Here is a 26,944-nt window from a genome sequence, read left to right as displayed (position 1 = left end):
CGGCAGGGCCCGGAGGGCCCTGCCGCACCGGCCGGAGGCCGGTGCCAATCGGCCCTGTGCCTTGCGGCTTTGCCTGTTTCCGGTCTGCGGCCCGTCCTGGGGCTGGTGTGGTGCGTGCCCCCTCCGGGGTCACGCACCGGCGGGCTACGAAGGGAGGGGGTGCGTGCTCGGATGACTCTCCCAGTATGCACCAGAGGGGCGGTTTTGGATTTCCCAACCACTACCTCGCACCCTTAGGCGACATTCCCTGACACCAGCTCAAGTATGCACGGCAGGGACGGAATTGGGACCACGGTCCACCGCCCTTGCGTGCCCGGAAATCATTGCTTCGGAGTCGGGGAAACCGCTGGGCGGGTGTTCTGATTTCCGCTGAGGAAATGCACTGTCAGTATCAGGGGTGTGGCGCCGAGTCCAGTGCCGACTCGGGAGGTTGGCCGGGCGGGGCCTGCAGGGGCGCGGTACTGGAACTTGGCGCGCGCCTCTAAAGAACAGATAGCAGCGGCGCGCTGACCTGCAAGAACGCGGAGGATGCATGCACTTCGGGTGCATAGATCGTGGTTGTGGGCGCTGGGATGTATGCACGTAGGTGACTAGATCGTTCCTGTCCAGGGACACGCCCGCTGTGTGCATAGATCGCCTGCATAACATTGCAGCTCTGCTATGTTACGGCTCCGAGCGATCATGAAGGAGAAGCCCGTGGCCCAGCCCTTGAGGCGCAGCGCGGAGGCGCCGGCGGAGGCGTCGCGGCTGGTTCCTGCGCCCCCGCCCTCGGATGCCGTCAATGGCATGGAATCCGCGCGGGACCTGCTGAAGCGGTTCGAGAAGCTTGCCAAACGGGGCGGTACCTTCAGCACGAATCGTGAGGTCAAGCCGTATGTCTTCTACGGCACTCAGCACTTGAGCATGGCTCAGGTGATCGAGGACAACCTGTGGAAGTTCGGCTTCACCACGATGTCGCGCAATGTCCTGGACCACATGAAGACGCATCACGATGACCAGGCGCTGGTGAAGATGACCCAGACCAGCCTGGCCAGGAAGTTCGGCTGCTCGCAGTCGAAGGTGTCGCGCGCGATCGGGCAGCTCAGCCGTCACAACTTCGCCTGGAAGGAGCGGCGCGGGGTGTACCGGGTGCACCCGCTCTACGCTTACCGGTGGGGCAGCGTGAAGCAGCGGCGGCTGGTGAAGTCGCTGGAGAAGACGCTGCTGGAGCACGAGATCGTCATCCCGACTGTGAGGAACGAGGCCACGCGATGAGCACCGCTCCTGTCCCTGGTTTCCACAACCCGGAGATCTTCGAGGTTCTGCCGAACGCGTGCCTGTCGCCGACGGCCCGCGACGTGTTCGACGTCCTGACCGCCCGCCAGGAGGCCGGCGGGCTGGTCCGCATCCGGCAGCAGGACATCGCCGAGCGCCTCGGGTTGACGCAGTCCGTGGTCTCCCGCGCGATCGGGCAGCTGCGGGACAAGGGCATCATCAGCGAGCGGCAGCGCAAGGGCACCGTGCTCATCCACCCGCTGCTGGCCGGCTACGAGTCGCTGGCCCACATGGCCAACCACCTGAAGGACCCGAGCACCTTCCTGTGGCCGCTGAACTTCCCCACCGGCGACATCCGGCCCCCGCGGGTCCGGGACGCCCGCACCGGCACCGACTTCGACCCCGACCCGGACGGCGGCGAGGACGCCCCCGCCCCTGATGAGGTCCGGCCCACGCTCCGGCTGGCCGGCTGAACCACCGCTGCCCCCTGCGTCGCCTGGAGCGCGGGCCTCCACCGTGATACCGCCCGTGGTGGCGGCCTGCCGCTGCCGGCTCTTGCGGCCCTGCGGCTGCCAGCGGCCCGTACCGTGTCGTCGGTCTTCGCGGGGGCGTGCCCTGGTACGAAACGTCACGCAGACCGACAAACGACCATGCGGCAGGCCGTCAGCGTTGGCATGCTGGGCGGATGGTTCGACGTGTGAGGTCCGGCGCGCTGGTCGCCTACCGGTACTGGTCGCAGCGCAGAGTCGAGGAGTTCGCCGGGGAGAACGGGATCGACCTCAGCCGGAAGAAGCGCGCCTACACCAGCCCCAAGGTCCCCTTCTTGGGGCAGTGGCAGATCACCACCGAGCGCACGGAGCGCACCCGGTACGAAGTCGCCCGGCGGATCACCGCGACGGTGGGGCACCTCGCGGACAAGGCGCTGGCCGAACCGCCGCCGGCGCGCGTCGCCTCGGGCAGGGGATGCGTGGAGTTCGCCCTCTACTCCGGCGCGGCACCCCGCCCAGAAGTGCTCCTCCACACCCGCGACCGCGACTCTGCCGGACGGCGTGTCGACGTCATCCTGTTCGGGAGCCTCGACAACACCGGCTACCGCCCGGGCGACGCGGAAGGCCCAGGCCGCACCCCGTCGTCGTGGTGGGCCGTGCGGGACCTTTTGGCCTCACGCGGGCGCGAGCACGGGTGGGGTGACGACGAGGAGATGGCCATGGAGGCCCTGCGGATCGCGCTCGATCCCGGGGAGTCAGGCCCCCGCCCCGCAAGAGAGCCACGGGAGTCCACCCTCGCCAGGATCGCCGACTGCCACTGGTGCGCGGAGGTCTACCTGGACATCGAGCTGGATCACGGCCGGTGGCACCTGGCCGGTGAACCTGGCATGGAGGATGCGCACCGCATCGTTGTCGGAGCGCCGTTGTGGGCCCGTGTCGGTGGCCAGGTGCCCCTCCGGTGGCCGCACCGATGGTGGACACGACGTCCCCGGCCCGCGGCCCGGGGAAATGGATTGGCCGGCGGGGTGCGGTGACCTGTCGTACCGGACCTCGGCGGCCGAGGGCGGGACCGCCGACCTGATCGGGCTGCGCAGCCGCAGCGGCCTACCTCAGGTGGGAGAGTCTGCCTCATACGGGTTCGGGGCCGGTGTCGATGCTGGCGGGGGTCACGGCCCGGGTGAAGTGCCGGGCCGCGGCGAGGCAGTGTTTGGCCACCTGGCTGGGGTCCGGGGTCTGGCTGGCTTCTTTCAGCGTTGAGGCAGGCGCCAGCCAGAACAGTCGCAAGGGCGTCATCGAGGACTTCCCCGCGGGCGAGCCCGTCCTGGCGCACCCGCTCCAGCGCCTCGAAGAGCCACTCGGGATCGTCCAGAGCTTCCAGGAGCTCCAGCCCGGCGTCGGCTGAGGCCCGCGGCCGCCATCAGCAGGGGGGAGGGCACCTGGACCGGGCTGCCGGGCGTCGTGTTGTCTGAGCCCAGGGCGGCATCCGGGACGACGGTCGTTGCAGCTGCCGCCCTCTTGCTGACCCTGACTCTGCAGATGGGATGCTTGATCATGTTCAATACTGGCCGCGGGCGGGTTGCCAAGCCGTCGAAGGTGCGCCGGAGGCTCGGCTACACGCCCGAGGTGCGCGCGGTGCGCCAGGCGGAGGACGAGGTCAACCGGATGTCGTCCAGGCTGGTGGATGCCATGGGCATCCCCGGCACCCCAAGTCACATCCCTGCCGCCGCCGTGCCTTGTTCCGGCATCGACCCGGACTTCACCACCTACTACAGAGTGGACCACCCCTGGGCGCTGTGGGAAGCGGACGCGGACGGCTTCGACACCGCCATGGACAACCTGCGCACCCGACTCCCCGAAATGGGGTGGCGTATCACCAAGGACGGGCCCATGAACAGCAGGGCCCGCAACCCGGAGATCACGGCAGTCCACACCACCTCCCGGCACCACATGGTGATTGAGGCGCTGAAGACACGCTCAGGCAACCTCAAGCCGCAGATCGACGTCACCCTCGTCTCGCCCTGCTACAGGGCCCCGGAAGGCACCGATCTCTCCCGCGCCTGACAAAAGCCGCCACGCCCATGACAGGCGCGTTGACGTCCCCCATCGACACCCACGACCTCGCCACAGTCCGCCGCAGGCCGGGCAGGCTTCGAAGTCAAAGCCGCTGATCCAGGCGCACGTTCATTGGGCTGAGGCCTGCAGCTTGGTAGAACGCACGAGCACCCTCGTTGAAGTACCAGACGTCCGTGACGAGGCGCCGGCAGCCTGCCGCGCGTCCCGCTTCACGTACGGCTTCGAGCAGTGCCGCGCCGACACCACTGCGGGCAGCATCGGGGACTACGGCGATTTGATCCAGAGACACGATGATGTCTGAGTGCTCCAGAGCAGTGCCGGGCCGGTTTCTGACACGGGCAAGGGCGTATCCGAGGGCTTCACCTTCCGCCCCCTCGGCGAGGAGCACGGTAACTGATGGATCGGCTATGTGAGTGCGGAAGAAGCCTTCGACGGCATCTAGCTCCGGGGAATCAAGGAACAGGTCGGGACGGTGCCGATTGTGCAGGTCATGGACGATTTGGTTGAGGGATGCCAGCAAGGCAACATCATCTGAAGAAGCGGTACGAATCTGGATCACATCGCCATGCTGGCCGGTTGGCCCTGCCCCTGTCACACGTTTTGAGGTCTGCTCCAGCGCACGTCATGCCGACTGAGAGGGGGCGCACGGAGGTGATCGACTACCGAAACTGAGCAGACCCCGTTCTCACCGACGAAGCCAGAGGGCCGGCCGGAGAGAATCGGCACCTCGCTCCCTTCGGGCGGGGCCTGGCTGATCGGGTCGTAGACGGCTGCGTCGGCCTGGGCACACTCGCCCACCAGCTGGTCGCGGTGGCGATCAGGTGGGCGTGGCGGCGGCGCAGGGCCGGGGCCGGGGCCTGCGGGGTACGGGTCACGTAGTTTCTCCCGGAAGGAAGAAGGCGGCGAGGAGAGTGGAATAGAGGCCGCCGGGAGGGACGAGAATTGCTGGTTAACAGTCAGCGACTCCTGCTGTGATGCAGCTTGAGATTTCTGCACTCGGTGGGGTCGGATTCGCTCCGTAATTGCGATTGAAATCTGCGTGGGCGTCGGTTCGCCCTCTCCGAGCACACAGCAGAGGTCTGTTGCGCCCTGCCGGGAGCGAGGCAACTCGATGAGCAACAGCACGAGTTGGTGGCTTCCTCTCCCCCGGTGAGGGCGCACGTCATCGCCCGCGGTGCAGGGCGGCGTACGGGTGCTGGTCAGGCATGCCCGGCCCCTCCGGCGCGGTGCGGCTGTGCAGGGGTCTGGACGCCGGCTCGCCGGGCCCAGCACGCTGAGAGGATGAGCGGCGAGAGCGAGGACGACGACGGGCTGGACCGGGTCGAGGCCGTGTCCCTGTACATGGAGGCGCTCAAGGCACGCATGGACCCAGGGCAGTATGAGCGGCTGGCGCGGCTCGTGCACGAGTCGGCGCACCTGCTGGCCGAGGGCCGGGAAGGCATCTTCGGTGACGAGGACGAACAGGCGGAACTCACACCCGAGATGCAGCGCGAGCTGGCGACCATCTTGGCCATGATGATCACCGGGGGCGCGGACCACCGGGTGGTGGAGATGCCCGGCCCGGACGGCAGCACCGGCTTCGCCATCGTCGAGGCATCCGCTGCCGACGATCCCGAAAAGCTGCGAGAGATCCGCGAGAGCCTCCACCGCTGGGCTGCCGAACGGGAAGCCATCGACGCCGAGCTGGACGGTATCGCCCGCGCCAGCGAACCGGACGAAACCGACTGAAGCCGCGCCCGTGCGCGTCAGGCACCCGGCGGCAAGCAGCGCCACGGAGCGCCGGGGCTCGGCTGGGCCGCGTATGCAGACGGCTTCGCTCGCTGGAATATCCGCCAGGCCGGAAGTCCCAGGAGGGGAGTCCCCTTTGGGGGTTCCGTGGCGTTGTATGGCGGGCTGCTGCTACGTCTGGCTCCCGGGTCATGTGGGCCGGTGACCCGGGTGCCACGACGGCACGGGAAGCCGTCCCAGCGCACGCGCGGACAATGGCCGCCAGGCCCGGGACACACTCGCCCGTGTCGAGAAGGCCAACGGCCGGCTCCGCCAGGTAGGACGCCGAGCTGGAACTCACCGCCGTCGTTCATGCCTTCAGACTCGGGGATCAGGGGAAGACTCCCGCGAGCAGCGGCAGGAGAACGAGCCAGAACCCAATCACGGCCACGACGACGGCCGCGATCGTCTTGCCGCGGTCCCACCTGCGGGGCGGCGGCAGTCGGCGCGGGTAGACCGGTCGGTATGGGCCGGTCGGGCCCGGCGGGTAGGGCTGGAAGTGCCCGGCCGGAGGGTACGCGCCTCCGGGCGGCGGCGTGGGGTGCTGCGGGCCCGCCGGCTGGGCCGCCATGGTGGGCGCTGCGGGGAACGGCGGTGGCGCCGGAGGCGGGGTCTGCGGTCCGGCCGGCCAGGGCGGCGGCGCCTGGGCCGCTGGCGGGGCCGATCCGCCGTCGACGTGCCCCGGGGGCCGGGCCGCGGTCTGGGTGTGACTCTGTGCGATGTCAGCCCTGGTCGGCGGCGGAGCCTGGGAGGGTGGGGGTGCGGCCGCGCGGTGGGCGATGTCCGCGTCGACGGCGGCCGGGAGCCAGTCGCCGGGCCGCCGCAGCTGGGTGTCCCCGGAGGCCGTCTGGCACATCCGCAGGATCTCATCGAGGCCGAGCCGGTCCTCCGGCTTCTTGGCCAGCGCGTGGCTGACCAGTTCCCGCAGCTCGTCCGGGAGACCGTCCAGGGCGGGCTCCGCGTGCACGATGCGGTAGAGCACACCGTGCGAGGTGCCCTCGCCGAAGGCCGGGCTGCCCAGCGCCGCGTACGCCGCGATCTGCCCCAGCGCGAACACATCGGTGGCCCCCGTGATGCGCTGCCCCTCGGCCTGCTCGGGAGCCATGAACGACGGCGTGCCCACGGTGACTCCGCTGCTGGTGAGCGAGGTGGCGTCGGCCGCGCGGGCGATACCGAAGTCGATGACACGCGGCCCGTCGTCGGCGAGCAGCACATTGGAGGGCTTCAGATCCCGGTGGACGATCCCCGCCTTGTGAATGACCTGGAGCGCTTCGGCGATGCCGGCAACCAGGAAGAGCACCGTGTCCACCGGCAGCCGCCCGTGCGCGGCGACCGCCTCGGCGACCGAGGGGCCGGGCACGTAGGCGGTGGCCAGCCAGGGCTGCGGGCCCTCGGTGTCGCTGTCGATCACCGGCGCGGTGTAGAGGCCCTGGACGCGCTCGGCGGCCCGTACCTCCTGCTGGAAGCGGCGCCGGAAGACCGGGTCCCCGGCGAAGTCGGGGCGGATCACCTTGATGGCGATCGGGCGGCCGCCCGGGGTGTAGGAGAGGTAGACCTTGCCCATACCGCCCGAGCCGAGCCGGGCTGCCAGCCGGTACCCGGCGACCGAGGTGGGATCATCCTCCGTGAGTGCGGTGAAGACCTCCGCTGACCCTCCGTCAGTCATGAAAGCCCCCGCCCCCCTGCCTTCCTCGTTCGCCACCTGACCTCCTGACAGTACCGGGCGCCTGATTGACCGGAGAGACCAGGGAGTGACCTCTCGATCACGCTTTCGCGGTCATACTGACGAACCCCGGCGACACCGGTGCGGGGGCTTTCTTCAAGGACCACTGTTTTGCGACACGCTGGGGCCATGAGCAGGAAGGGAATCGGGTACGCCGCCGCACGCCCGTACGCCGTCGTTGACTCACTCGCCGAGCTGCACGGCCCGACGAGCGGCGAAGTGTGCCTTCCCCACCGGCTGGACTGAGGGCCGCCCTACACCTACGACCTGGCGGACGCCGGCGAGGTGGCCGTGATGTACGAGACGGTGATCCGCGAAGCCCTCAGCCCCGCGGGCCTGGCCGCTTTCCTGGACGCCGATACTCTGCGGGCCCTGTGGCCGTCTCTCTTTCTGCCGACGCCCGCGCGGGCCCTGTGGGAAGCCCGGTTCCCCAGCTGCGACAGGCAGCCGCTGCGTAGTGAACGAGCGCGCTGTCTTCAGACGTGCTTCAGCGCTGGAGCCTTCCTGCGGACCGCTGCAGCCCTTCGAGCCTGGGCTCGCGCAGCATGATGGTGTTCGAGTGCTTCACGCGTGCGCTTGGGGATGACCAGTGTTGTCTTGGTGGCCGGTGCGATGTAGGTGCTGGCGCCGGCACCGTAGTGGCCCCGCAGGGTATCGCTGTCAGTCTTGTAGAGCAGGACGTCGACGATGCCGAGGGCCCGCAGGTTGGTCAGAACGCGTTGGACATCGTCGATGTCGTGCCAGTCCCGGGTGTAGACGCAGATGGGACGGCGGGTGTCGTCGCTCTTGGTGCGGGTGTTGATGAGCGTGCCTGCCTTGCTGCGGTAGCCGAGAAGGCCGTCTTCGGTTGCGGTGCGGATGGCGGCCCAGGAGCGGTCGAGGAGGCTGAGCGGGGTGAACCAGAGCCACTTGCCGCTCCATGGGTGAGCGTCTTCGGCCAGGGGGGTGTCCGGGGCGTCCGCCCACAGCCAGGGCTCGGCGGTCTCGCGTGAGGGGACGGTGCTGGTGGCGGACTCGTACTGAGCCGATAGGGCGGTTTTGGTTTCCATGATCGGCACCGTACGCGACATTCATCACCTCTTTCGTTTATCCACCCGTCATGGGTCTTGTGGAACGGAACACCCACCGATGGCGCCGCGACCTGGCGGTGACCGCGTGCTGCGCAGCCGCCGTGGCGGAGGCGGACCGCACAGGTGATCCGGGCCAGCGAGCAGCCCGGCTCATCGACTGCTTGGGAGTTCTCCGCTCGACACACGGCGCCGGGTCAGCGGCTGCCCTGGATATGCGCGCGCTGCGGCGCGGCTTGCGCCAGGGGCTCACGCCCCTCCTGCCCATCGAGGGAGAAGGCGAGGACCCGCTGGGCGAGGTGAGACTGGTGGACTCAGACGGCCTGCTGTGCGATGCCGTGGAGGACCTGGGCCGTGAGCACTTCGTGTCGCAGCAGGCGCTGATGGAGTACTGGCCCTGGGCGCGCTTGCGCGCCGAACAGGAGGAGCAGCAGCTGTACTCGGAGATCCGGCGCCTTCCCCCGGAGGACTACGCGAAGGTGCGTGAGCTGCTGGCGAGCCATCCGGTGGCGGAGCAGGGTGTCCTGTGGGAGAAGTGGGGCGGCCTGTGGGGCCGGTTCGGGTTCTTCGAGCCGGTCGCGTCCTGGCCGTGGTGCAACGCAGCGGGCTGGTGCTTCCCGTGCCCTGTGTGCGCCTGGCCGATGCGCGCGCAGCCTGCCGGGGGCGGGGTCTTCGCCGTCTCCTGCGACGCCCACCTGCTGGAAGGGGCGCAGTACACCTGCCGCCAGGATCGTGGCGGCAGCGGGCCTCCGGTCCTGGAGGGCGGAGGCTGCTCAGCCGGTCGAGTAGAAGGTTTCCCGGCCGCCGGCGACTACTTGGCGGTCTCCCGGACGGTGTGGCGGTATCTGACGCTGCCGGGACGCATGGAGTTCGCGATCCGGGACGCGCTGACAGACATCGCCGGCCTTGAGGTCTTCATGTACCCAGAGGGTGACCGCTACGACCTGCGCATCACGGCCACCGAGCCGCTGGTGGCCAGGGAGTGGCGGGTGGATGCGAAGGCGTGGCGGTCCTTCGACGCTCTGGCCGATGCGCTACTCGAGCGTCCCGTGCTGGGCGCAGCGGTTCCGCTGATCATCGTGGTCCCCCACCGGCGCCGGTCCGACCTTCCGCGGCTGCGGGAGCGCCTTGCCGGGCGGCCGGACCTTGAGGTGATGACCGACAAGGACTTCGTCACCACGGTGCTTCGCTGGTGCCGGGCAGAGCTGTGAGGGCCGGTGATGTCCGCGAGGCGTTGCAACGCTGCGCCATCGCAGCGTGTCTCGCCCTGTCCGAGCGCTACTTCGCCTTCGGCACCGTCGAGGGGCGGCGCGGCGTGCCGCTGGACTTCGCCCAGATGTTCGCTGCCCGGCGCACCGATGTGTGGGGCAAGTGGAGGTCACTGCCGCGCCCTGAATATGAGCTGGTGGGCCGGTTGTGGCAGGCGCTCAAGCAGGAGGGCGACCTGGCGCAGCCGGAGACGTTCCGCGAGGCGGCCCTGGAGTACGCCGTGGCCCCCGCGGCACTGTTCAAGATCCCAGAGACCTCGAACGCGGATGAGGCCCACTGGCTGGTGGCCTGCCATGCGCAAGAGCCCCTCACCTTGGCCGAGCACCTCGTTCAGGAGGCCGAGGGCTACCGGGCCAGTCTGGAGGCGCCGCTGCCGACGGCCGGCGAGGGCCTGTGGTCCTTCGGCCGCGATCGGCTGTACACGGTGGAGATCCCTGCCAGCGAGAAGAACGCCTTCGTGTCCCCGGTCCGGCTGCACACAGAGCCGTTCCTTAAGGAGGCCCATCTGCCCCGGAGAGCGGTAATGGAGCGCGTGGTGGGTCAGGCCGCGGCCTGGCCGGAGACGTTCGGATGGAAACCTGGTCTGCTTCAGGGGTTCTTCGACCGGCTCACCGATGCCTACGGCCGCACAGCGGCGGAGCTGAGGTTGCCAGCCGGGGCCATGACGCTGCTGAATGCGCCCACCGGTGTGGGCAAGAGCGTGCTGATGCGGGATGCGGCACACCTGCTGGCGGCCAGTGGCCAGGGCCCGGTTCTGATCGTGGTGGGCCGCATCCGTGAGGGGCTGAATACGGCCGAACAGCTGGCTGCTGACAATGGGATGGTCGAGGAGACGGCCTGCGCTGTGCAGGACGCTGCCGAGCGGGCCGGAAAGCCGCTGCGGGTGGTGCCGTGGGTGGCGTCCTCAAGCATCGACGACCAGGCCACGCTCGCGTTCGCCCAGGGCCGTGAGGGCAGGTTCGAGCGGTTCGCCAGCGGATGTGAGATGACCGGCTGGCAGGTGGACGGCCCACGGCTGGATCGCACGACGCTGCCCTGCACCCGGCTGGAGTGGGTCGATGGTCCCGTCGAGCCGGAGGGCGGTGGCAAGCACCTGTGTCCACGTATGGGCATCTGCCAGCGCTTCGAGCACATCCGGCAGGCTGCCGAGGCCGACATCATCGTCACCAACCACCTCAACCTGATCCGCGGTCGCTGCAAGGTGCCCGTCGAGGTGGACGGTGAGCGGGTCGTCAGCAACATGAGCGTTCTGGAGTTCGTGCTGCGCCGCTGCCGCGTCGTAATCATCGATGAGGTCGACGCCTTCCAGTCCACCTGGTGCACCTACGGCGCGCAGGAGTTCACCCTCATCAGCCGCGGCCGGGGACATGCGGGACGGCTCGAAGAGGTCGACCGGCACCGAGGCGGCCTGTCGGCGCTGGAGAACCTGCTGGTGACCGGCCCGCTGATGGAAGCGCGCCGGCTGAGCGAAACCTTCCTGGACAACATCCTGACCGGGCATCTGTATCTGGAGTCCGAACAAGAACGCCAGAACCGGCCCGGGTCCGGCTGGTACATGGTGGGCAAGAAGGACGCTGAATTGTGCCGCACCCTGACCGGCGCCAGTGCGGATGCTGAGGTCACCGAAGATGTCCACCAGGCATACCTGGCCCTCTTCCCCGGCGAGAGGACCAGCGCCGAGCTGCCGGAGGGCTGGCAGCCGCTCGCCGACCAGATCGGCCAGGCCCTGGCCGGCAAGATTCCAGGAACCCACCGCAGCAGAAAGCTGGCGGTCTTCAAGGACTCCATCGCGCACATCCTGGCCGAGGCTCCCTTCAACGTGCCCGCCTCCCAACGGGCCGCACTGGTCAACGACCTTCTCGTGCGAGCCTGGCTCGGAGCGCTCCACAACGAGCTCCACACCCTGAAGTGGTCGGTCCTCCCCCTGCTCGGGCAGCTGAATGCGGCCACCGACCTGGTCTCCACGATGGGGCTGATCACCCGCGACGAGCCCATCCCTTACGGACCGCTCGGGCAGAACCTGTACGGATTCAAACTCGACAAGAACGCCAGCGGCACCGGACGCCTGTCACTGCAGTCCCTGAGCGGCGACCCGCACACCTCCACCGTCCGCCTCGGCGACACCGTCGCACTGGCGACCGCCGGGGTACGGCGCAGCGTGCTCGGCCTTTCCGCCACCGCGTTCTTCCCCCGGGCTGCTCTCCAGCACGTGCACACCCTCCCCGCCTACGTGATGACGGATGCCACTGACGGGGCGGTCACCGCCCACGCCGGGAGTGTGTCGGCTACCGATGCCGGCTGGCAGCCCATCGCGATCGGCGGCGTTGAGGAGAGGCGCAAACCCTCCGAGCTGCGCACTCTCGCCGAGCGGCTCTGGCACACCCGCATGTCGTCACACCTGGAAAAGGTCGCCCGCCACGACCCGCGCCGGGAGCTGGCGCTGCTGGCCGGGAACTCCTACTTCCACGCAGAGGTCATGGCCGCCGGGATCGCTGCTGCGTGCGGCCGTCCCGAATGGGTCGCGGTCCTCGTCAGCAACAACCAGGGCTCCTCCACGCGGGCTGTGACTCTGCCCGAGGGCGTGGTGCGGGTGACCATCGACCAGCTCGAAGACCTCCCCGCCACACACCCGAGGGTGAAGGTGATCTGTGCACCGATCTCGGTGGTCTCCCGGGGCCTGAACATCCTCATCCCCCACACCGACCGCTCGGCGCTCGCCTCGGTGTGGGTCGGCGTTAGGCCCATCACGCACCTGCACGAGCCCGCGGTCATGTACGCGAGCATCAACGCCTGCGGCATCGCCGCGGGCACCCTCAGCCCAGACCCCGCCGCCATGCTCGCCTCCCAGCGCATCGCCGCCATCCGCCACCGGGAGCGGCTGCTGCGCACCGACCCGCGGTTCTCCCTCATGCCGAAGTTCCTCAAGACCGAGATCCTGGCCGGCATCCTCGTCGAACTCATCCAGCTGGCCGGGCGCGCGCGCCGCGGCGGCACCCCCGTCGAGCTCTACCTGGTCGACCACGCCTTCTTCAACCAGCAGCTGGGCTGCGACTTCCCCCGGCTGCTTCGCGCCTACTACGGACAACTCGACACCAGCGAGCAGGACCTCCTGCGCCGCGTCTACGGCTCCACGCTCACCGCCTGGCTCGACCTCGCCCACAGCGAGGACCTGCTGCCCAACCCCGTCACCCTCATCCCCGCCCCGAACGGGGACGACCAAGGACCTGAGTGATGCCCCAGAACACCACCCGCATGTCCCTGCTAGCCAGCCCTCTGACCCGCGAACTGATGGGCACAGCGTGGCTGTACCGCTTCCCGGACAAGATCGAACACGAGTGGAACAAACTGCGTGCCATCTACCGGGGAAAAACCGGTTCAAAGGCCAATCTGCCCTATGCCGCACTGTTGACGGTGCTCCGCGCCAGCGGCTCCACCAGCGCTTCCCTGTCCCCGACCAGCAAGAAGAACCCTCCCCAGTTCCTCGCCCTGTCCACAAGACTGCCGGCAGCGCACCTGCGCGCCGTGGTGGCCTTGTGGGAGCAGGCCCTGCTCCAGACTCCGGCGGACGAGATCTCCCTCGCCTACAGCAGCAGCCTGGCCGACCTGTTCGCCTCCGTGGAGCCCGAACAGGTAGCCATCTGGGACCACGTCAGCATCGGACAGCGCGCCGTGGACGCAGACGGCTGGGTGTGGGACGCGGCCAGCTGGAACCTCGCCTCCCTGGTCACCAAGACCGACCTGATGGTCGATGGCCGCACCATCCCGCTGCGCCCGGACACCGAGAACAACGTCATGGTCTGGGACACCGAGCACCTGTGGTCGAACAACTGGCTCGACGCCCGCCCCGCCAAGGAGAAGACCAACGACAGCGCCAAGAACGCGGCCGAAGAGATCTTGCAGCCGGAGGGGTGGAAGATCAGGCGGCACTATGCCGCCCTGCGGGTGGAGGTAGCGATGAAATCGCTGCACTCGCTGCCAAAGCCGCTGGTGGTCCTGACACCCCGCGTGTCCCGGCTGAGCAACACAATCAACGGTGCCCGCACCGCCTGGTGGGCGCCGCGCTCCCCCAGCCGCCCCCTGCTCTGCCTGAACCTGGGCGGCAAGGGCCAGTACACGCACCTGGAGCACACCAGCCGTCTGGCTCTGGACGCCTGGGTGCGGCTGATGGACGAGCCCGTCTTCCCCCGCAGCCCCCAGGACACCGAGTTCCTGCCCACAGGCGCCATGGATCTGTCCGGCGAGCCCGGCAACTTCCGCGCGCTCATCCCCTTCTCGACATCGTTCCCCATCGGCAAGGGCGTCGGCCTGCACACCGTCACCGCCCTGGCCGACCACCTGGCCACCGTCACCGGCCAGAACCTCGTCCACGGCACGCAGGTCGCCAAGGTCCTCTCGGTGGCCGCCCGGAAGACCGAGTACGGCCGGGATACCACGCTGCTCGACGACTCCGACCTCAAAGACATCATGGCCGCCGCAGGCTGCTCGAAGCTGCGCGTCCTGGCCCTGTACGAGCACCAGGAAATGCGCACCCGCATGCAGCGTCTGCTGGCTTACCACTTCAACCGGCCCGACCTCGCCGACGGCATGCCCGACGACGACATCGTTCCCCTGGGCTGCCATACCGAGGTGCTGCTGCACCGGGCCCCGGAACTGCTGGCCCACGGCCGCCACCATGACCGGCGCGGCGCACTCACCGACGCCCTGCCCGGCCTCGCAGCAGAGGGCACCGGAATCCTGGCCCTGGTCGAAACCGAATACGACGCCAAAGAATGGGGCCGCCAGCGCCGAGCGGCCCGCCGAGGGGAGGAAGGCGCCATCGACCCCTATGAACTGGACGCCAAGCCGGAGGTCTCCCGGCATCTCGCACGCCACGGCGTCATCGCTCAGTTCCTCACCCCCGAAACCAAGAAACGGCGCTCGAAGAAGAAAGCCCGCGAGGCTACCTCTCCGCTGGAGGCCCTCGGCATGGAGCTCGCTGCGGACTACCCCGGACACCACGCCATCGGCGACATGCTGCGCTCCGCCGGCCTGGTCCATCCCCGCCTGACCCGCACCATCTCCGTCAAAGGCGCCCTCCAAGACCGTGTCGCCCACCTCGGCCTCCACATGCGCGCCCAGCTCGGCGACAAGCACGTCAACCGCACCGAAGAACCCAAGCTCATGTGGACCCTCACCGCGTTCGTACCCGTCGGCGAACACTGGAAGGCCCTCGCATACCTGCCCGCCAGCCGAGACAGCAGCGGCGGCTGGTTCAACTACGCCCGCGCCCAGTCGCTGTCCCGCAGCCGCCCCATCCCCGAAGGCAGCCGCAGCGACGAAACTCTTCCCCGACGCATCGACCAGGCCCTGTACGAGCTGAGCCGACACCTTGAGAACGGCTACGTCCTCTACGTCTCCGGTGACTCCACCCGGCCCGTCTGGCCACTGCTGGCCAACAAGAACGCCGACCTGCACCCCGACGACGACGGCTGCGCCAACGGCAGGCCCGCACTCCCAGGCGCCACACTCGCACCCGAACACCGGCCACGCGCCGTCATCCGCACCACCTCCAGCGCCGACCCGAGCATCCCCCTGCCCGCGGTCTTCCACGAGATCGACGAAGAAGGCGAGGCCAGCGACGGCGACAAGACCAGCAACGCTCTCTTCCAGCTCAACAACACCGGCACCACATTCATCATGAGTCGCCGCCCCCCACAGATGGACGGCAAAACTCCCTCTGCCAAGTCAGGGCGCACACAGAGCCGTTGGACATGCGACGACAAAGAGCAGCAGGCCGAGACCTGGTACAACCTCACCGCCACGGAGATCGCCGTCATCCAGCACCCCGACGGGGAAGCAGCGCTCCCCTACGCCCTGACCGCAGCCCGGCTGTGCAACCACGCCTTGGCCTGGGAACACCGCACCCGCCACCCCCTGCCTGTCCACGCGGGTATCCAGATGGACAAAAACCATCCCGAATACCGCCGCACCATCGACTGGGACACCGACGAAACCACAGGCTGACTCACCGGAAGACGCCAGGCACCCTCGGACACATCGGCCAGTGGCCGGGCCGTAGGCAGGCACAGCCAGGCCCGGCTACCTGACCTACCAGGGGAGGCCCAGCCCCGGCGCGACGGCGGCTGCCGATAGTGCAGCGCCGCCAGCAGCGGCGCTCCGTACGGCGACTCGCCCGCCGCTACGACTGTCGGGTGAACGGTGTGTCGGGAGCTGGTCGGAGGCCAACGCCACTGGCAGGATTCGGGCGCTCGGGACCCTGCGGGCTGTTTGCAGTGCGGGGCGGGAAGCGAGTCGGTGAGTCGTGTTGGCTCGGTCGCGTGTCCCGCCCCGGACCGTGTTGACAACGTACCTGTGCGAGGCGGTGGGCTGCGGCGGATTGGTGATCGTTTGTCGCCGGTGTGAGACCGCTGGGATACTCATTCACTCATCGGCACGTACCTGAGATGTTGAGCATCTTGGCGTGCCTGCGTTCAGGCCGGCGGCGTTGGGGAGCGGGGAGTAGATGGCTGGCGGGGCATGGTCGGATCTGGAGGCGTTTTGGCCTGCCGAGGAGATAGTGCGGGACCGTGAACGCCTGATCCCCAAGATCGAGGCGTGTTATGAGGCCGCTCACCCCGCGGGGAAGAAGCCCTCCGATGGTGACAAGGATTCGTGGCGCGAGAGCGTCTACGAGGTGGCCACAGCGCTGAGCGACCGCGGGCTCGGACAGGTCTACGTCTTCGTGGAGTACCTGGTCCACCCGACGATGAGTCCGATCGATGTGGTCCTCGCCGGCCGCCACCGGGACGGTGGGTTGAGCTTTGCGGCCATCGAGTTGAAGCAGTGGTCCTCGGTCGAGCGTCCCGACCCTGCGAACGGAACAGCGGGACTGTGCGCGCAGTGCAAGGGGTCTGCCACCGGCGCTCTGTGCGATCAGTGTGCCCTGGAACGCGTCTACGCCCCCTTCTACGAGCGGCACAAGAAGCATCCCGCCATACAGGTGAGCGACAACCTGGAGGCGCTCAGGCGCCACCACAGTATGTTCGACGATCGCTATGTCCACCTCGTGGGTGCTGCGTACCTGCACAACCTCAAGGACCCGCAGGCTCAGTGGATCAGCCAGGTCATGCCGTGCCCCGGCGTGCGCACCTTCACCGCCCGCCAGCCCGCGAAGCTGCGGGACTTCCTCGAGGCCAGCTTCAGCCCGGCCGACGGTGCAGACGCCGCAGAGGCGCTGCTGGAGCGCCGGCGGTCGACGTCGCTTCTGACCTCGGAGACCGGGGCGATCGTGAACGGCTACACGCACTTCAGCCTGGTGGAGAACCAGCTCCAGGCGGTGAACGACATCATGGATTCGGTTCGCAAGCCGTCAATCGGCCTCAAGAAGGTCTACGTGGTCAAAGGCCGGGCGGGCACGGGAAAGTCCCTGGTCGCTCTCACACTGCTGGGTGAAGCCGTCAGGGGTGGCTACGAGGCCCGTTTCGTATCCGGTGGCGTGGCGTCGCGCGAGAACTTCAGGCGCGGCGCGAGGGGGCACGGCAAGAGGTTCATGACGCTGAACAAGGTCGCGGACGACTGGGGGCCTGATGACCTCGACCTCCTGCTGTGTGACGAGGCGCATCGGCTCACGGAACGCCCGCAGAAGGGCTCCTTCTGCATGCGGGACGGTGAGTCGTCCGTCGAGGTGGTCGTGTCGCGGGCCAAGGTGCCGGTGTTCTTCATCGACGGCGATCAGCGTCTGTTTGACGAGGAGGTCTGGTCTGAGGAGCTGCTCATCGAGGCGATTCAGAAGCTGCGCGCGGAGGTCGTGCCGATCAACTTCGACCGGTCTCTGCGTGCGGTTGGCAGCCCCACATTCGACACCTGGGTACATCGTCTGCTGCTCGGTGATCCCCTGCCGTGGCGGGCTGGCGGTACGGACTCGGAGCCGTTCGAGTTGTACTACACCGACAGGGCCGCGCGGATGGAGGACTTCTTGCGGTCCAAGCAGAAGGCGGGAGCCAGCGCTCGTATGACCGCGGGCCTGTGCTGGGAGTGGAGCGACACCTCCGGGACACAGCCGGATGTGGCCCCCGAGCCGGAATGGGCGCGGCCCTGGAACGCAGAGGACTCGCCCCAGGAACCGGGGGTGCCCAAGCGCCACTTCTGGGCGACCGATCCGGGCGGCTTCCACCAGATCGGCTGCGTACACACAGCTCAGGGCCTTGAGTACGAATGGGGAGGGGTGATCATGGGAGCCGACCTCACCTGGAGCGGGACCTCCTGGGCCTTGGACCGGAAGCATGTCCTCAGCAAGGCCAAGAGGATCCGGTCCGACGATGCGCTGCTGGAACGGATTCGGAACGCCTACAGAGTCCTCATGACACGTTCCATCCGCGGGACCGTGCTCTACTCCGTTGACCCCGCCACCCGGCAGCTCTTCGCTGATCTGGGCGTGCCGAAGATCTAACCGGAACGGAAGAGGCGGGCCGTAGAGCCACGCCTTGCAGGGGCCGTCGTGCTCTGGGCTGAGCCTGCCGCCGCGGATGGCGAACTCGGAGAGGAGACGCTCAGCGAATACCTCGCCCACGTCGTACCCAGCGGTGAGCACGTCCCCTGACGAAGTGCAGTTTCCTGTCTCTCAACTGTTCATTTCGTATGAAGGGGTCTGTGTTGTCCCTGGTTCCCGATCAGATGTCGCAGAGGCGTGTACGGCTGCTGGTCATGGCCCTGGTAGGGGTCATCCTTCTGCTCGTTGGCGTCTTGGTTGGTGTCCTGACCGGTGGCGGAAGCGACTCCGGTGCCAGGAAGGAGGACGACGCGGGCCCCTCCCATGGCCCCGCGGAGCCATCGGAGCCGGCGGGCAGCTCGGAGGGGGACCACACCCCTGAGTCCTGGGTGAATCTTCCCGAGGGCATGGCGGAGATGAACGGCCTGCCCGTCAAGTTCCCGCGCACTGACACCGGCGCTGTCGCTGCGGCAGTGGCCAGCAACCGGGCTGGCTGGAGCATGGATGAGGATGAGATCCGGCGGGGGATGGAGACCTACGGGGACCCCAGCGCCGAAAAGGAGGGCGATTCCCAGGAGACCAAAGCCGCGGCGGTTGCCTACCTCGCACAAAAGGCGCGCCAGATGGCGGGTGTGCCAGCCAAAGGCCCTGTGCCGGACGGCGTCAGCCTGAGCGGCGTACCCATCGGAGTGCAGTGGAAGACTCTCAGCGCTGACCGCGTCCGCGTGTTCGTCCTGACACGGGTCACCTCGAAGGCAGGTGAAGGAGAGAAGACCAGAACCCGGCTGATGGCGGTGCCGTCCGAGGCGATCTGGACAGCGGGAGACTGGAAGCTGACGAAACCGCAAGAAGAGATCGACCGCTCGGAGGTCCCAGACCCTGCAGACCTCGGAACCAAGAAGTTCTCGAGGGAGGGCTGGAAGGCACTCCAGGAAGCCAGCAGCCGATAAGGAACACCCACTTTGCCGTCTCAGGTGAAAGCCGCTCCTTGCACTGCGCCTGGCCCTCGGCGTCGTGTTGTTGGCAGGCTGGCTCGGCGCGTTGCCCGGGATCGCTAAGGGCTGTCCCGTAAATGATCTCTGTTGCGCCTGTTGGCCTGCTGGTTTCTGCCTCACCCGGCAAGGATGAGGTTGTGCAGGCGGGCGATGCCGAGCATGGCGTGGCGGACGCCGTCGCCCTTCAGTCGGCAGTCGCGAAGGATCTTCCAACTCTTCATCCGGGCGAAGACGTGCTCCACGCGGGCGCGGACTTTGCGGTGGGAGGCGTTGTGCTCCTCCTTCCAGTCCGGCAGTTCGCGCTGGCCTTTCTCGCGGCGGTGCGGGATGACCAGGCCGGTGCCGCGGTAGCCGCCGTCGGCGATGACCGTGGTCTTGCCGACGGCGGCTTTCGCGCCGGACAGCTCCCACGCCTTGCAGTCGTTGCGGTTGCCTGTGACTGGCCGGCCGACCGCGACGACGAGCCGGGTGTCGGCGTCGATGACGACCTGGTGGTTGGTGGAGTACCGGTAGTTCTTCGACTGCTCGGCGATGGTGTGATCGCGGGTGGGAACGAGGGTGCCGTCCACGATCAGCACGGTGTCCTTGCGGAACCGCTTGCGCTGCTGGAGCGCGAGGGCGGGCCCGAGGTGGTCGATGATGCGGTCGGCAGCCGACTTGGACACCCCGAACAGCGGGGCCAGCTGTCGCAGGGTCAGGTTCGTGCGCCAGTACGCGGCGACCAGGAGCACGCGGTCCTCCAGCGACAGGCTCCAGGGCCGGCCCTTGCGCACCGGATCCACACCCTCACGCCGGAGCGCGGTGATCAGCTTGCCGAACTGGCGCGGGCTCAGCCCGGTGAATGGGGCTATCCAGGAGGGCTCCGACGCCGTGATCACACCAGACACAGCAAGATCATCTCACCCGTGACCTGCAGTTACGGGACAGCCCTTAGAGGTAAGAGGTGAGGCCGAATTGGTTCATCAGGTCGGTGAAGACCTCCTGCGCTGTCTCCCGCAAGGCATCGTCAGTGTCGGCAGGAGCCGGTTCCGGCAAAGAATCCTGCCCGGACCCCTGTGACCCTGATCACACTGAGGACCATGCCAGGGAGGGGGCGCCCCGATGGCACGATCCCGCCGAGCGTTCCGATGCGAACGCCCGGTTCGACCACTACCGTTGACGGTCGGGTGCAGAGATCCGGAACTCGGGGAGGGGATGCACGTCATGGTCTTTGCGTGGCTCCGCGATGCCTTCTCCTCTCGGTTCCGCCGCAAGGCGTCCTCCAGCCTCGATACGTACGAGGCGGATACCTTCAGTCCAGGCGATGTGGCAAACGGCCCGACGATCGCTGACTGGCACGATGTCCCCTCAGTGCGGTTGGTCCGCCTCAAGCACGTTCATGACTGGATCGCCTCTCAGCCGCGATCGGCGGCTGTACGCGAATTCACCATTGATACGTCGGCCATCTGGAAGCACTTGTCGGCACGTGAGCCCTCATTGAGCAGCGACAACGAGCAGCGCTTGCGGCTCCTGTGGCTGATGTCGGCCTTCCTGGAACACTCCGACTCACAGGCCATCTTCAAGGCCGCACACACGTGGAACGAGGCACTCCTCGTCGCAGACGACGAGGAGGACCCCCTTCCTCAGATCAGCGAAAAGGAAGCTGCTGCTGTGGGCAGCGAGGCTGGGAAGTCACTTGAGTACGCACTCGCACGTCTGTTCCTGCGACTGGGGCCGCCTCCTGAGCCCACGGCTGTCGAGTATGCCCCTGCTTCCAGTGGTGGGGGAGGGACGCAGCAGTGACGGCAGAGGATGGGAGCTCGTCGCCTTCTTCTCTACCTGAAGAGGAACCCGTTCTGGCGGCTGGGCTGGAGGTTGCCATGAAGTGGGGCGCGGCGCTGGGTGGGCCTGACAAGCTCGATGTGGCGCTCAAGGCCCTTGAGCCGCAGATGAAGCGGGAGCATCAGCTGAAGCTGAGGCAGCTGGAGTTCCAGCGGGAGGTTGCTGAGCGCGCGGCTCGACTGGAGCAGGAGCGGCGCAGTCACACCCGGCACCTGGCGGGCCTGGCAGTCGGGGCGCTTTTGGCTGTCGCGATGCTCGGTGCAGGGGTCTACGTCGCCAAAGACGCCTGGTGGCTGTCGGCCCTGCTGTGCGGCCCCAGCCTCCTCGCGCTGGCCAAGATTTTCGTCTTGCGGCGCAGCGACCCCGAGGACATGCGGTTCGTGTCCAAGACAGCCCGCAACGCGACGAACGCGGCCTCGCAGGCCCAGCCTCCGGTCGTGTAGCCGTCGACTTCGCGTATCTGAGTGCCCTGCTTGGCTGTTCTGAACAACGCTGGCGGTCTCACCGGTCCGTCTGATGGCGGGAAGGTGGCCCTGGCTGCTTGGGAGCGGCGTAGCGTGGAGACACGTTGATCGTTTTGCCGGGGGTGGATTGTGGCGGGTGGGGATCTGCGGGCGCTGTTCCGCACGAACGATGCAGATTTGAGGGCGGCCGAGGCGTTCACGAACCGGCGGGGCCAGTGGGAGGCCGTTGCCGTTGCTCTGGAGGCTCACCTGCGGCAGATCGAAAGCCCCGGCTTCGATGTGGAAGACCTCGAGGCTCCCCGTGCGAATGTTCTGGTCTTCCACGGGATCGGGGGCATCGGCAAGACGACGCTCTCGCGCCGGCTCGAAGCCGCACTGGCTGATGACGGGCACCGGCCCGCGCAAGTGGGAGCGGCCCGTGCGCGGCGACGCGCGTCTGCTTCCCGTGCGGGACTCCGAACTGGGCTCGACCTGAGGGCACTGGAGCTTGCCCAGCGACCGCTGGCCCAACAACCGACGGCGGTGAGGGCTTCTTGGATCAGCTCAGATACTCGCCGAGTTGGTTGAGCGTGATGTCGGAGTGGGCCCAGACGTCGGCAGCCGCCAGGCTGCGTTTTCGGAATCCCAGTTTCCTGCGACGGTGCCGTCTAGGAGTGGATTGAGGAATGTCTCTGCCGCTCGGGTAGCTTCGGAGAAGGTGCGGCAGCCTTGCAGGCCGAGAACCAGGGCTGCCGCGTTGGGGTATTTATCGTGCCAGTCCGTCCCAGGTGCTTGGAAGGAGTCGGGCAGGGTGAGCTCAATGCCGCGTTGGCGGCGTTGTGCCGCTTCCTGGTGAAGGGCCTGGTATGCGGCCGCACCGTTGACGTCCTCCTGCTGGCTGATCAGCAGGATGTCGGCCAGATCGCGATACCGGCTGGATGTCCCCTCACCGTGGCGTTCATAGAGGGCACAGACCTTGTCAGCGACGTGATCGATTAGGGGGTAGAGGCGAACCGTGGGCCAGTCGACGGGCCAGGGAAGGTCGACAGCGGAGACCAAGGGAGTGGTCTCGGGGGCTCCGGAGAGGGTGCGGCGAACAGCAATGTCCACCTTGACGCCGTCAACACGAGTAAGGCCGAGGTAGACGTCGAAGTATTGGGAGCCGCCACGGTCAGGGTCAGAGGACGCGGTGTACTTACCAGGGGCAAAACGAAGGAAGTCGTTGAGATCGTAGGCCGCAGCCTTCAGGACCCGTGCGCGTGCTTCGTCCTGAGTCAGTCCGGGCTGGGCACTCTGCAAATCGATGTCGCCGCTAAGGCGGGCGGCGCCCCGGTAGCGAACGAGGAGGGCTTGGCCTCCCTTGATGAGCCATCCGTCCGGATCAAGGGTGAACACCCGGGCTGCGAGCCGATTGAAGTAGAAGATCCGCATCAGGTCAGAGACGTTCATACCCGTCTTCTTTGACATGCTTCTGGCAGAGCGGTTCAGAGCGGCCCTGAAGTCTGTTGGGGTTCGGTAGGTCTTGCCCATGAGTGCCCCCCTAGCATACTGGTGTGAATAAGCAGATTTTACGCACCAGTTGATCGCCGCACAGCCTATTCGGGCGGATCCGCAGGCTTTCCCGTTTCGTGGTTGCTGCCGTCAGCCGACTCTTGGGGATCTGCGTCAGCGGCAGCATCCTTGAAGCTTCGGAGAGCGGCAGACTCGATCAGCCCCGCCTGCTTGAGGGCAGCAGTGAGCCCCGTTGTGTTCTTGAATGCCTTCACAGTGGACGCAGCGGCGGCTTGCTGAATGGCGCGCATCAGGGCGGGGTCAGGCTGCGTCAACTTCCGGAGAGCCGCTGTCACGTCAGGATTGGGTCCTGCCAGGTTCTGCACTGCCCGTCTTAGCGAGACGTTGGGCTGGACCAGTTGCTGAATATCTCGCAATGTCTTTTGCAGGCCAGTGAGAGCCACAGGGTTCGGATAGTTGGTCAGAGTGCCTGGCAGCCTGGTGGACTGAGCTGCGAGGCGCTGCGCGGCGGTCGCACCCATTCCCTCGTGGATCATTCGGTGACGCCGTGCTGAACTGCGCAGAAGGAGATCGACAAGCTCTGGCCGCTCGGCCATGAGATGGACAGCCGCATCGAATCCTTCCCGGCTTGCCCGGTCGACTTCCTGGCTGCGCAGGCTTTCGTCGGCCTGCGCGACGAGGTGGTCGATCAGAGCGCGCCCAGTGGCATCGGCTGGCAGGCCATACTTTCGTGCGTAGGGCTGCACGCGGGCAGCCAGGCCGTCCAGACTGACCAGGTCGCGGCGGTCGGCTTCGGCGATGACACCCCCGATATGCCCGCCGTCGGCTTTTGCCTGGAGCAGGTCGACGATGGTGCGGTCGGCGGTGGTAACAGGCAGTCCGTCGATCACCGTGATCTCCGAGGTCTCCACTGGTGCGGTACGCAGGCGCACGAAGGGCTCGGTCGTCGTTCGGCGGCGCGGCACGCTGATCTCTACCTGGGGGGCGGGGAGGTCGCCCAGTTCGTGCAACTGACAGGCAGAAGCGTGAGAGACAACACCGGAGTCCGAGTGGCCGGCCGGGCGCTCCCAAGCGAACTGTGTGGGTTGCAGACGCAGCCAGGCCACCTTTACATCCAAGTGTTGGGGCATGCCGCTTGCGGCCAGCAAATAGACGCCACGCCCGACGCTCTCCAACAAGCCAGCCTCGGTCAACCGCAGCAGTTGCACGGCGTTGAGGCCCAGCACTTTGGCCTGCGCGGCCGTGACCAGGCCCCACTGATCCGCAGCGGCACCCGAGAGGGTAGCTAGCTGCTCAGCACGGTTCATGCAGAGATTATTACACAGCTTCGCAGATTTAGTTACACCTGAATGTAACTATCTCTGCACGCAGGTGCGCCAGGAGTGTAATTTTCTCTGCTTTCCTACCGGTATACCGTCAGCTACTCGCACACCTGTTCGCTGGAGAGCGCCAACCGTCATCAATCTCATGCAGGCTCCAGCCGATGACACCCAGCAGCGAGTCGGGGCCGCCGAATAGCTTGCTGTGGGCGTGATCGGGGTGGGCGTCGGGATGATCTCCGTGGTCGCTGTCGCAGGCCCGTCGACGCGGATCGCCCATGCACGTCAGCCTCACCCACCCGTCCCTTGTACGACACACGGTGCCGCTGCTGATCGGGCACGCGGGAATGACAGGCCGCACAGGTGGTAAGCGCAGCGAGCAAATGCAGGTCGGTGGTACGTGCTCCGGGCGCGGAGACGTGTCCGTGCCCGGAACAGGCGTTACCGGGCCTGGCCTGCGGGCAGGCTCGCTGCTGCTTACATGTGGCCGAAGGCGGGGGCTGGTGTGCTGAGGGTGGGGCCGAAGGCCGCGAAGAGGCTTTCGAGGCGGTTGTGGGGCGTGGCGCTGCAGGGGTGGTGGGGGGCGGGGGGTGGGGGTGGTAAGTAGGCGGCATCGGCTGCGGCGTGCTGCCACAGGGGGCGGAAGCTGTCGGGGTCGCCTTGGAGTGCGCGGACGAGGCGTTCGGTGCGGGGCCAGTCGGGCACGAAGGTGCCGGCGAGGGTGGCGGCGAGTTGGGCGGGGGTGAGGGTGTGGCCGATGACGGTGGCGATGGAGGTGAGGGTGGGGGATCCGCAGCGCTGGATCAGGGCGCGGAGGGCGGTGGTCAGGTCGGTGTGGGGGGTGGGGTGTCCGGAGCTGGGGCTGGTGCTGGCGGTGCGGCGGAGTTTGTGGGTGGTCATGCGTCGGTGTTCGGCGTCCCAGATTTGGCGCAGGGTGCACAGGTCGACGCCGAGGGTGCGGCCGAGGCGTTCGGTCAGTTCCCAGGAGGGGAAGCGTTCGCCGGCGAGGATGCGGCTGAGGTAGGAGGCGGAGACGCGGGTTCGTTCGCCCAGTTGCCGCAGGGGGATGCGGGCGTCCCGCTGGAGGCGGGAGAGGATGGGCGCGAGCTGGCTGCGGGCCGGGGAGTAGACGGCTTGGTCGTCTGGGGGTGAGTCCTCGGTCGGCGGTGGTGGGGTGTGCTTGTCGGTCATGGTGTGGCCCAGGGCGGCGAAGCGTCGGCGGACGGCCTGGTCGCGGTAGGTGCGGCGGGCTGTTTCGGGGCTGGTACCCAGCAGGTTGGCGATGGTCTCCCAGGGGGTGTCGTGGTGGCGTGCCCGCCACACGGTGCCGGCCAGGAGGGTCTCGACCTGTTCGAGGATCTTCGCGGCGGAGGTGACGGGGGCGCGGACGACGGTCCCGTGCGTGTGGGTGTGCTGCTGCGGGGTCAGCTCGCGGATGAGCTGGGTGAGTGCGCTGCGGGCTGTTTTGGCCAGTTCGAGGAGCGCCTGGTCCTCCGGGCTGGGCTCGGGTGGGCTTTGGGTGCGGGGGGAGAGCGGGAAGCCGTCTCGGGCGGTCTGGGCTTCTTCGCGGCGGCGCCGGTAGGCGGCCTGCCGGCAGGCGCGGCTGCAGTATTCGGCGGGGCGGCCGCGCCTGGAGCGTTGTGCCAGTGGTGCTTTGCAGATGCGGCACTCGCAAGGCGGTGGGTCGGTGAGCAAGTTCATGAGGGGCCTTTCCAATGGCCCGGCATGTGCCAGGAGGTCATGCGATGGGGTGACCAATTGCGTCTCGCCGGGCGGTTTCTTCTTGCCGTTTCGTCACCACAGAGAACCGGGGGCCAGTGACGGGGCGGCGGAAATGGTGGCCCGCCGCCCCGCCGAGCGCGGCTCAGCGCCTGGTACGGCTGCGGCGGGAAGTGCGCCCCGCCAGACGCTGGACGACCACCCCGGTCACCACGCAGCCCAGCGTCAGGGCTGTCAGGAGGGTGGCCTCGCGGAGGGACGGGGGCTGGATGTCGACGGACACGTCGACCGACAAAAGAGCTGGAGTAGCGAGGGGGCCTACCGTGAGGAGCACGATGTGAACCGGCCGTCCGTGACGTTGGGTGTTTTCGTCACGCCTGTTAACGTCATTATCAGGAGGAAGCCCCTCACGTGGGGGTTTTCCCTCCGGCGATGCAGGGGAGAGGACCATGCGTTGGCCTTTCTTCGTGTCGAGTCGCTGCGTGGGCCCTGTGATGGTTGGGAAGCCTTGGGCTCACGCAGCGGAACACTAATCACACCCTGGGTGGTGGCCAAGTTTTCGAGGTTTCCCCTAGGGGAAACCTCTTCTGGGTGGCAATTCCCCGATTTCATTACTGCGCGCTGCAGCACGTGATAGTGCCTGCACAACGCCCGCAGCGGGAAACGCCTGACTTACCGCCGGCGCACGCCGACCACCCGCCCACAAGGGCCCCGGCGCCGCCTGCGACCGCCCTGGTCTCCCCCAGTGCACCTGCTCCTGACCGCGCCCGAGGCGGTGCGAACCATCCGCAGCGGTACCAGCGCATTACCCGCATCCACCGGAGCAGCTACGTCGCCCCCGCGTCCCTGTCCGGCAGCCTGGTAACCCCGAACTCCGTCTCTCCGTCCACCGCGATCTCCTCTGTTGGACGTACCGAGCGAGCCCCACCAGTCCGCAGCGTGCGCCAATAAGTTCGAATCTGCTGACACGTGGGTTCGGCCCCCTGCGCTGAGGACGAGGGCGGAGTGCCGCCCCTGGCGGGGCGGC

General features: G+C 67.7%; 20 protein-coding genes and 1 pseudogene. 12 read left to right on the top strand and 9 right to left on the bottom strand.

Features of this window, described 5'->3' with window-relative positions; genetic code table 11:
* Positions 1 to 696 precede the first annotated feature (696 nt).
* The 3 genes from JW592_RS28010 to JW592_RS28000 all read left to right on the top strand — a co-directional run bounded on the left by JW592_RS28010 (position 697) and on the right by JW592_RS28000 (position 2,776).
* On the top strand, positions 697 to 1,254 hold the full coding sequence (locus JW592_RS28010) for a helix-turn-helix domain-containing protein (protein ID WP_209268034.1): 558 nt from the start codon (positions 697 to 699) through the stop codon (positions 1,252 to 1,254).
* The gene (locus JW592_RS28005) at positions 1,251 to 1,727 is read left to right on the top strand and encodes a helix-turn-helix transcriptional regulator (RefSeq protein WP_209268033.1); all 477 of its coding nucleotides are present in this window, start codon (positions 1,251 to 1,253) and stop codon (positions 1,725 to 1,727) included. Before JW592_RS28010 ends, JW592_RS28005 begins: the two co-directional genes overlap by 4 nt.
* A gap of 212 nt (positions 1,728 to 1,939) precedes the next feature.
* Positions 1,940 to 2,776 (top strand): hypothetical protein, encoded by an 837-nt coding sequence (locus JW592_RS28000; protein WP_209268032.1) that lies wholly within the window; start codon positions 1,940 to 1,942, stop codon positions 2,774 to 2,776.
* A gap of 94 nt (positions 2,777 to 2,870) precedes the next feature.
* Here JW592_RS28000 and JW592_RS27995 read toward each other — a convergent pair whose 3' ends face one another.
* Complete coding sequence (locus tag JW592_RS27995) at positions 2,871 to 3,035, bottom strand: hypothetical protein (RefSeq protein ID WP_209268031.1); 165 nt, start codon at positions 3,033 to 3,035, stop codon at positions 2,871 to 2,873.
* A 258-nt stretch (positions 3,036 to 3,293) separates the two neighbouring features.
* On the opposite strand from JW592_RS27995, the gene JW592_RS27990 reads away from it, so the two are divergent.
* On the top strand, positions 3,294 to 3,803 hold the full coding sequence (locus JW592_RS27990; RefSeq protein WP_209268030.1) for a hypothetical protein: 510 nt from the start codon (positions 3,294 to 3,296) through the stop codon (positions 3,801 to 3,803).
* A 94-nt stretch (positions 3,804 to 3,897) separates the two neighbouring features.
* Here JW592_RS27990 and JW592_RS27985 read toward each other — a convergent pair whose 3' ends face one another.
* Positions 3,898 to 4,374: a GNAT family N-acetyltransferase gene (locus JW592_RS27985; RefSeq protein WP_209268029.1), complete on the bottom strand. Its 477-nt coding sequence runs from the start codon at positions 4,372 to 4,374 to the stop codon at positions 3,898 to 3,900.
* 722 nt (positions 4,375 to 5,096) lie between these two features.
* Between JW592_RS27985 and JW592_RS27980 the strand changes: the two genes are divergently transcribed.
* A complete protein-coding gene (locus JW592_RS27980; RefSeq protein WP_209268028.1) occupies positions 5,097 to 5,543 on the top strand; it encodes a hypothetical protein in 447 nt (148 codons plus the stop codon).
* 421 nt (positions 5,544 to 5,964) lie between these two features.
* Here the strand turns inward: JW592_RS27980 and JW592_RS27975 are convergent.
* A pseudogene (locus tag JW592_RS27975) lies at positions 5,965 to 7,248 on the bottom strand (serine/threonine-protein kinase); the annotation flags it as partial.
* A gap of 533 nt (positions 7,249 to 7,781) precedes the next feature.
* Complete coding sequence (locus JW592_RS27970) at positions 7,782 to 8,354, bottom strand: putative phosphothreonine lyase domain-containing protein (RefSeq protein WP_209268027.1); 573 nt, start codon at positions 8,352 to 8,354, stop codon at positions 7,782 to 7,784.
* A gap of 50 nt (positions 8,355 to 8,404) precedes the next feature.
* Between JW592_RS27970 and JW592_RS27965 the strand changes: the two genes are divergently transcribed.
* The 5 genes from JW592_RS27965 (at position 8,405) to JW592_RS27945 (ending at position 19,058) form a co-directional block, all read left to right on the top strand.
* The gene (locus tag JW592_RS27965; RefSeq protein ID WP_209268026.1) at positions 8,405 to 9,583 is read left to right on the top strand and encodes a restriction endonuclease-related protein; all 1,179 of its coding nucleotides are present in this window, start codon (positions 8,405 to 8,407) and stop codon (positions 9,581 to 9,583) included.
* A complete protein-coding gene (locus tag JW592_RS27960; RefSeq protein ID WP_209268025.1) occupies positions 9,565 to 12,873 on the top strand; it encodes a hypothetical protein in 3,309 nt (1,102 codons plus the stop codon). Before JW592_RS27965 ends, JW592_RS27960 begins: the two co-directional genes overlap by 19 nt.
* Entirely contained in the window at positions 12,873 to 15,644 is a 2,772-nt protein-coding gene (locus JW592_RS27955) for an RNaseH domain-containing protein (protein ID WP_209268024.1), read from the top strand. The genes JW592_RS27960 and JW592_RS27955 overlap by 1 nt, the downstream gene beginning before the upstream one ends.
* Positions 15,645 to 16,143: 499 nt before the next feature.
* A complete protein-coding gene (locus tag JW592_RS27950) occupies positions 16,144 to 18,069 on the top strand; it encodes a DNA/RNA helicase domain-containing protein (RefSeq protein WP_209268023.1) in 1,926 nt (641 codons plus the stop codon).
* A gap of 254 nt (positions 18,070 to 18,323) precedes the next feature.
* Positions 18,324 to 19,058, top strand: coding sequence for a hypothetical protein (locus tag JW592_RS27945; RefSeq protein ID WP_209268022.1), 735 nt, complete (start codon positions 18,324 to 18,326; stop codon positions 19,056 to 19,058).
* A gap of 161 nt (positions 19,059 to 19,219) precedes the next feature.
* Here the strand turns inward: JW592_RS27945 and JW592_RS27940 are convergent, their stop codons facing one another.
* Entirely contained in the window at positions 19,220 to 19,990 is a 771-nt protein-coding gene (locus JW592_RS27940; protein ID WP_209268021.1) for a transposase, read from the bottom strand.
* Positions 19,991 to 20,297: 307 nt separating this feature from the next.
* Between JW592_RS27940 and JW592_RS27935 the strand changes: the two genes are divergently transcribed.
* Together JW592_RS27935 and JW592_RS27930 are read left to right on the top strand one after the other, a co-directional pair.
* Positions 20,298 to 20,885 carry a hypothetical protein gene (locus JW592_RS27935; RefSeq protein WP_209268020.1) on the top strand — a complete coding sequence of 196 codons (588 nt, stop codon included), beginning with the start codon at positions 20,298 to 20,300 and terminating at the stop codon, positions 20,883 to 20,885.
* Between the two features lie 77 nt (positions 20,886 to 20,962).
* Entirely contained in the window at positions 20,963 to 21,367 is a 405-nt protein-coding gene (locus JW592_RS27930) for a hypothetical protein (protein ID WP_229376981.1), read from the top strand.
* Between the two features lie 564 nt (positions 21,368 to 21,931).
* Here JW592_RS27930 and JW592_RS27925 read toward each other — a convergent pair.
* The 4 genes from JW592_RS27925 to JW592_RS27910 form a co-directional block, all read right to left on the bottom strand.
* Positions 21,932 to 22,816 (bottom strand): nucleotidyl transferase AbiEii/AbiGii toxin family protein, encoded by an 885-nt coding sequence (locus JW592_RS27925; RefSeq protein ID WP_229376980.1) that lies wholly within the window; start codon positions 22,814 to 22,816, stop codon positions 21,932 to 21,934.
* 146 nt (positions 22,817 to 22,962) lie between these two features.
* Entirely contained in the window at positions 22,963 to 24,186 is a 1,224-nt protein-coding gene (locus JW592_RS27920) for a type IV toxin-antitoxin system AbiEi family antitoxin domain-containing protein (RefSeq protein WP_209268017.1), read from the bottom strand.
* Between the two features lie 489 nt (positions 24,187 to 24,675).
* Positions 24,676 to 25,899 (bottom strand): helix-turn-helix domain-containing protein, encoded by a 1,224-nt coding sequence (locus JW592_RS33260; RefSeq protein WP_209268016.1) that lies wholly within the window; start codon positions 25,897 to 25,899, stop codon positions 24,676 to 24,678.
* Between the two features lie 163 nt (positions 25,900 to 26,062).
* A complete protein-coding gene (locus tag JW592_RS27910; protein ID WP_209268015.1) occupies positions 26,063 to 26,212 on the bottom strand; it encodes a hypothetical protein in 150 nt (49 codons plus the stop codon).
* Positions 26,213 to 26,944 lie beyond the last annotated feature (732 nt).

The sequence above is a fragment of the Streptomyces spirodelae genome (assembly GCF_017676385.1).
Classification (GTDB): domain Bacteria; phylum Actinomycetota; class Actinomycetes; order Streptomycetales; family Streptomycetaceae; genus Streptomyces; species Streptomyces spirodelae.
The sequence above is the reverse complement of the archived record's forward strand: the minus strand, read 5'-3'. Positions and strand labels throughout refer to the sequence as shown.

Bases quoted from the DNA above. Each gene is read 5' to 3' on its own strand.
- JW592_RS28005 (WP_209268033.1), top strand. From the start codon at position 1,251: ATGAGCACCGCTCCTGTCCCTGGTTTCCACAACCCGGAGATCTTCGAG.
- JW592_RS28000 (WP_209268032.1), top strand. From the start codon at position 1,940: ATGGTTCGACGTGTGAGGTCCGGCGCGCTGGTCGCCTACCGGTACTGG.
- JW592_RS27995 (WP_209268031.1), bottom strand. From the start codon at position 3,035: ATGACGCCCTTGCGACTGTTCTGGCTGGCGCCTGCCTCAACGCTGAAA.
- JW592_RS27990 (WP_209268030.1), top strand. From the start codon at position 3,294: ATGTTCAATACTGGCCGCGGGCGGGTTGCCAAGCCGTCGAAGGTGCGC.
- JW592_RS27980 (WP_209268028.1), top strand. From the start codon at position 5,097: ATGAGCGGCGAGAGCGAGGACGACGACGGGCTGGACCGGGTCGAGGCC.
- JW592_RS27970 (WP_209268027.1), bottom strand. From the start codon at position 8,354: ATGGAAACCAAAACCGCCCTATCGGCTCAGTACGAGTCCGCCACCAGC.
- JW592_RS27965 (WP_209268026.1), top strand. From the start codon at position 8,405: ATGGGTCTTGTGGAACGGAACACCCACCGATGGCGCCGCGACCTGGCG.
- JW592_RS27955 (WP_209268024.1), top strand. From the start codon at position 12,873: ATGCCCCAGAACACCACCCGCATGTCCCTGCTAGCCAGCCCTCTGACC.
- JW592_RS27950 (WP_209268023.1), top strand. From the start codon at position 16,144: ATGGCTGGCGGGGCATGGTCGGATCTGGAGGCGTTTTGGCCTGCCGAG.
- JW592_RS27945 (WP_209268022.1), top strand. From the start codon at position 18,324: ATGGCCCTGGTAGGGGTCATCCTTCTGCTCGTTGGCGTCTTGGTTGGT.
- JW592_RS27935 (WP_209268020.1), top strand. From the start codon at position 20,298: ATGCACGTCATGGTCTTTGCGTGGCTCCGCGATGCCTTCTCCTCTCGG.
- JW592_RS27930 (WP_229376981.1), top strand. From the start codon at position 20,963: ATGAAGTGGGGCGCGGCGCTGGGTGGGCCTGACAAGCTCGATGTGGCG.
- JW592_RS27925 (WP_229376980.1), bottom strand. From the start codon at position 22,816: ATGAACGTCTCTGACCTGATGCGGATCTTCTACTTCAATCGGCTCGCA.
- JW592_RS27920 (WP_209268017.1), bottom strand. From the start codon at position 24,186: ATGAACCGTGCTGAGCAGCTAGCTACCCTCTCGGGTGCCGCTGCGGAT.
- JW592_RS33260 (WP_209268016.1), bottom strand. From the start codon at position 25,899: ATGAACTTGCTCACCGACCCACCGCCTTGCGAGTGCCGCATCTGCAAA.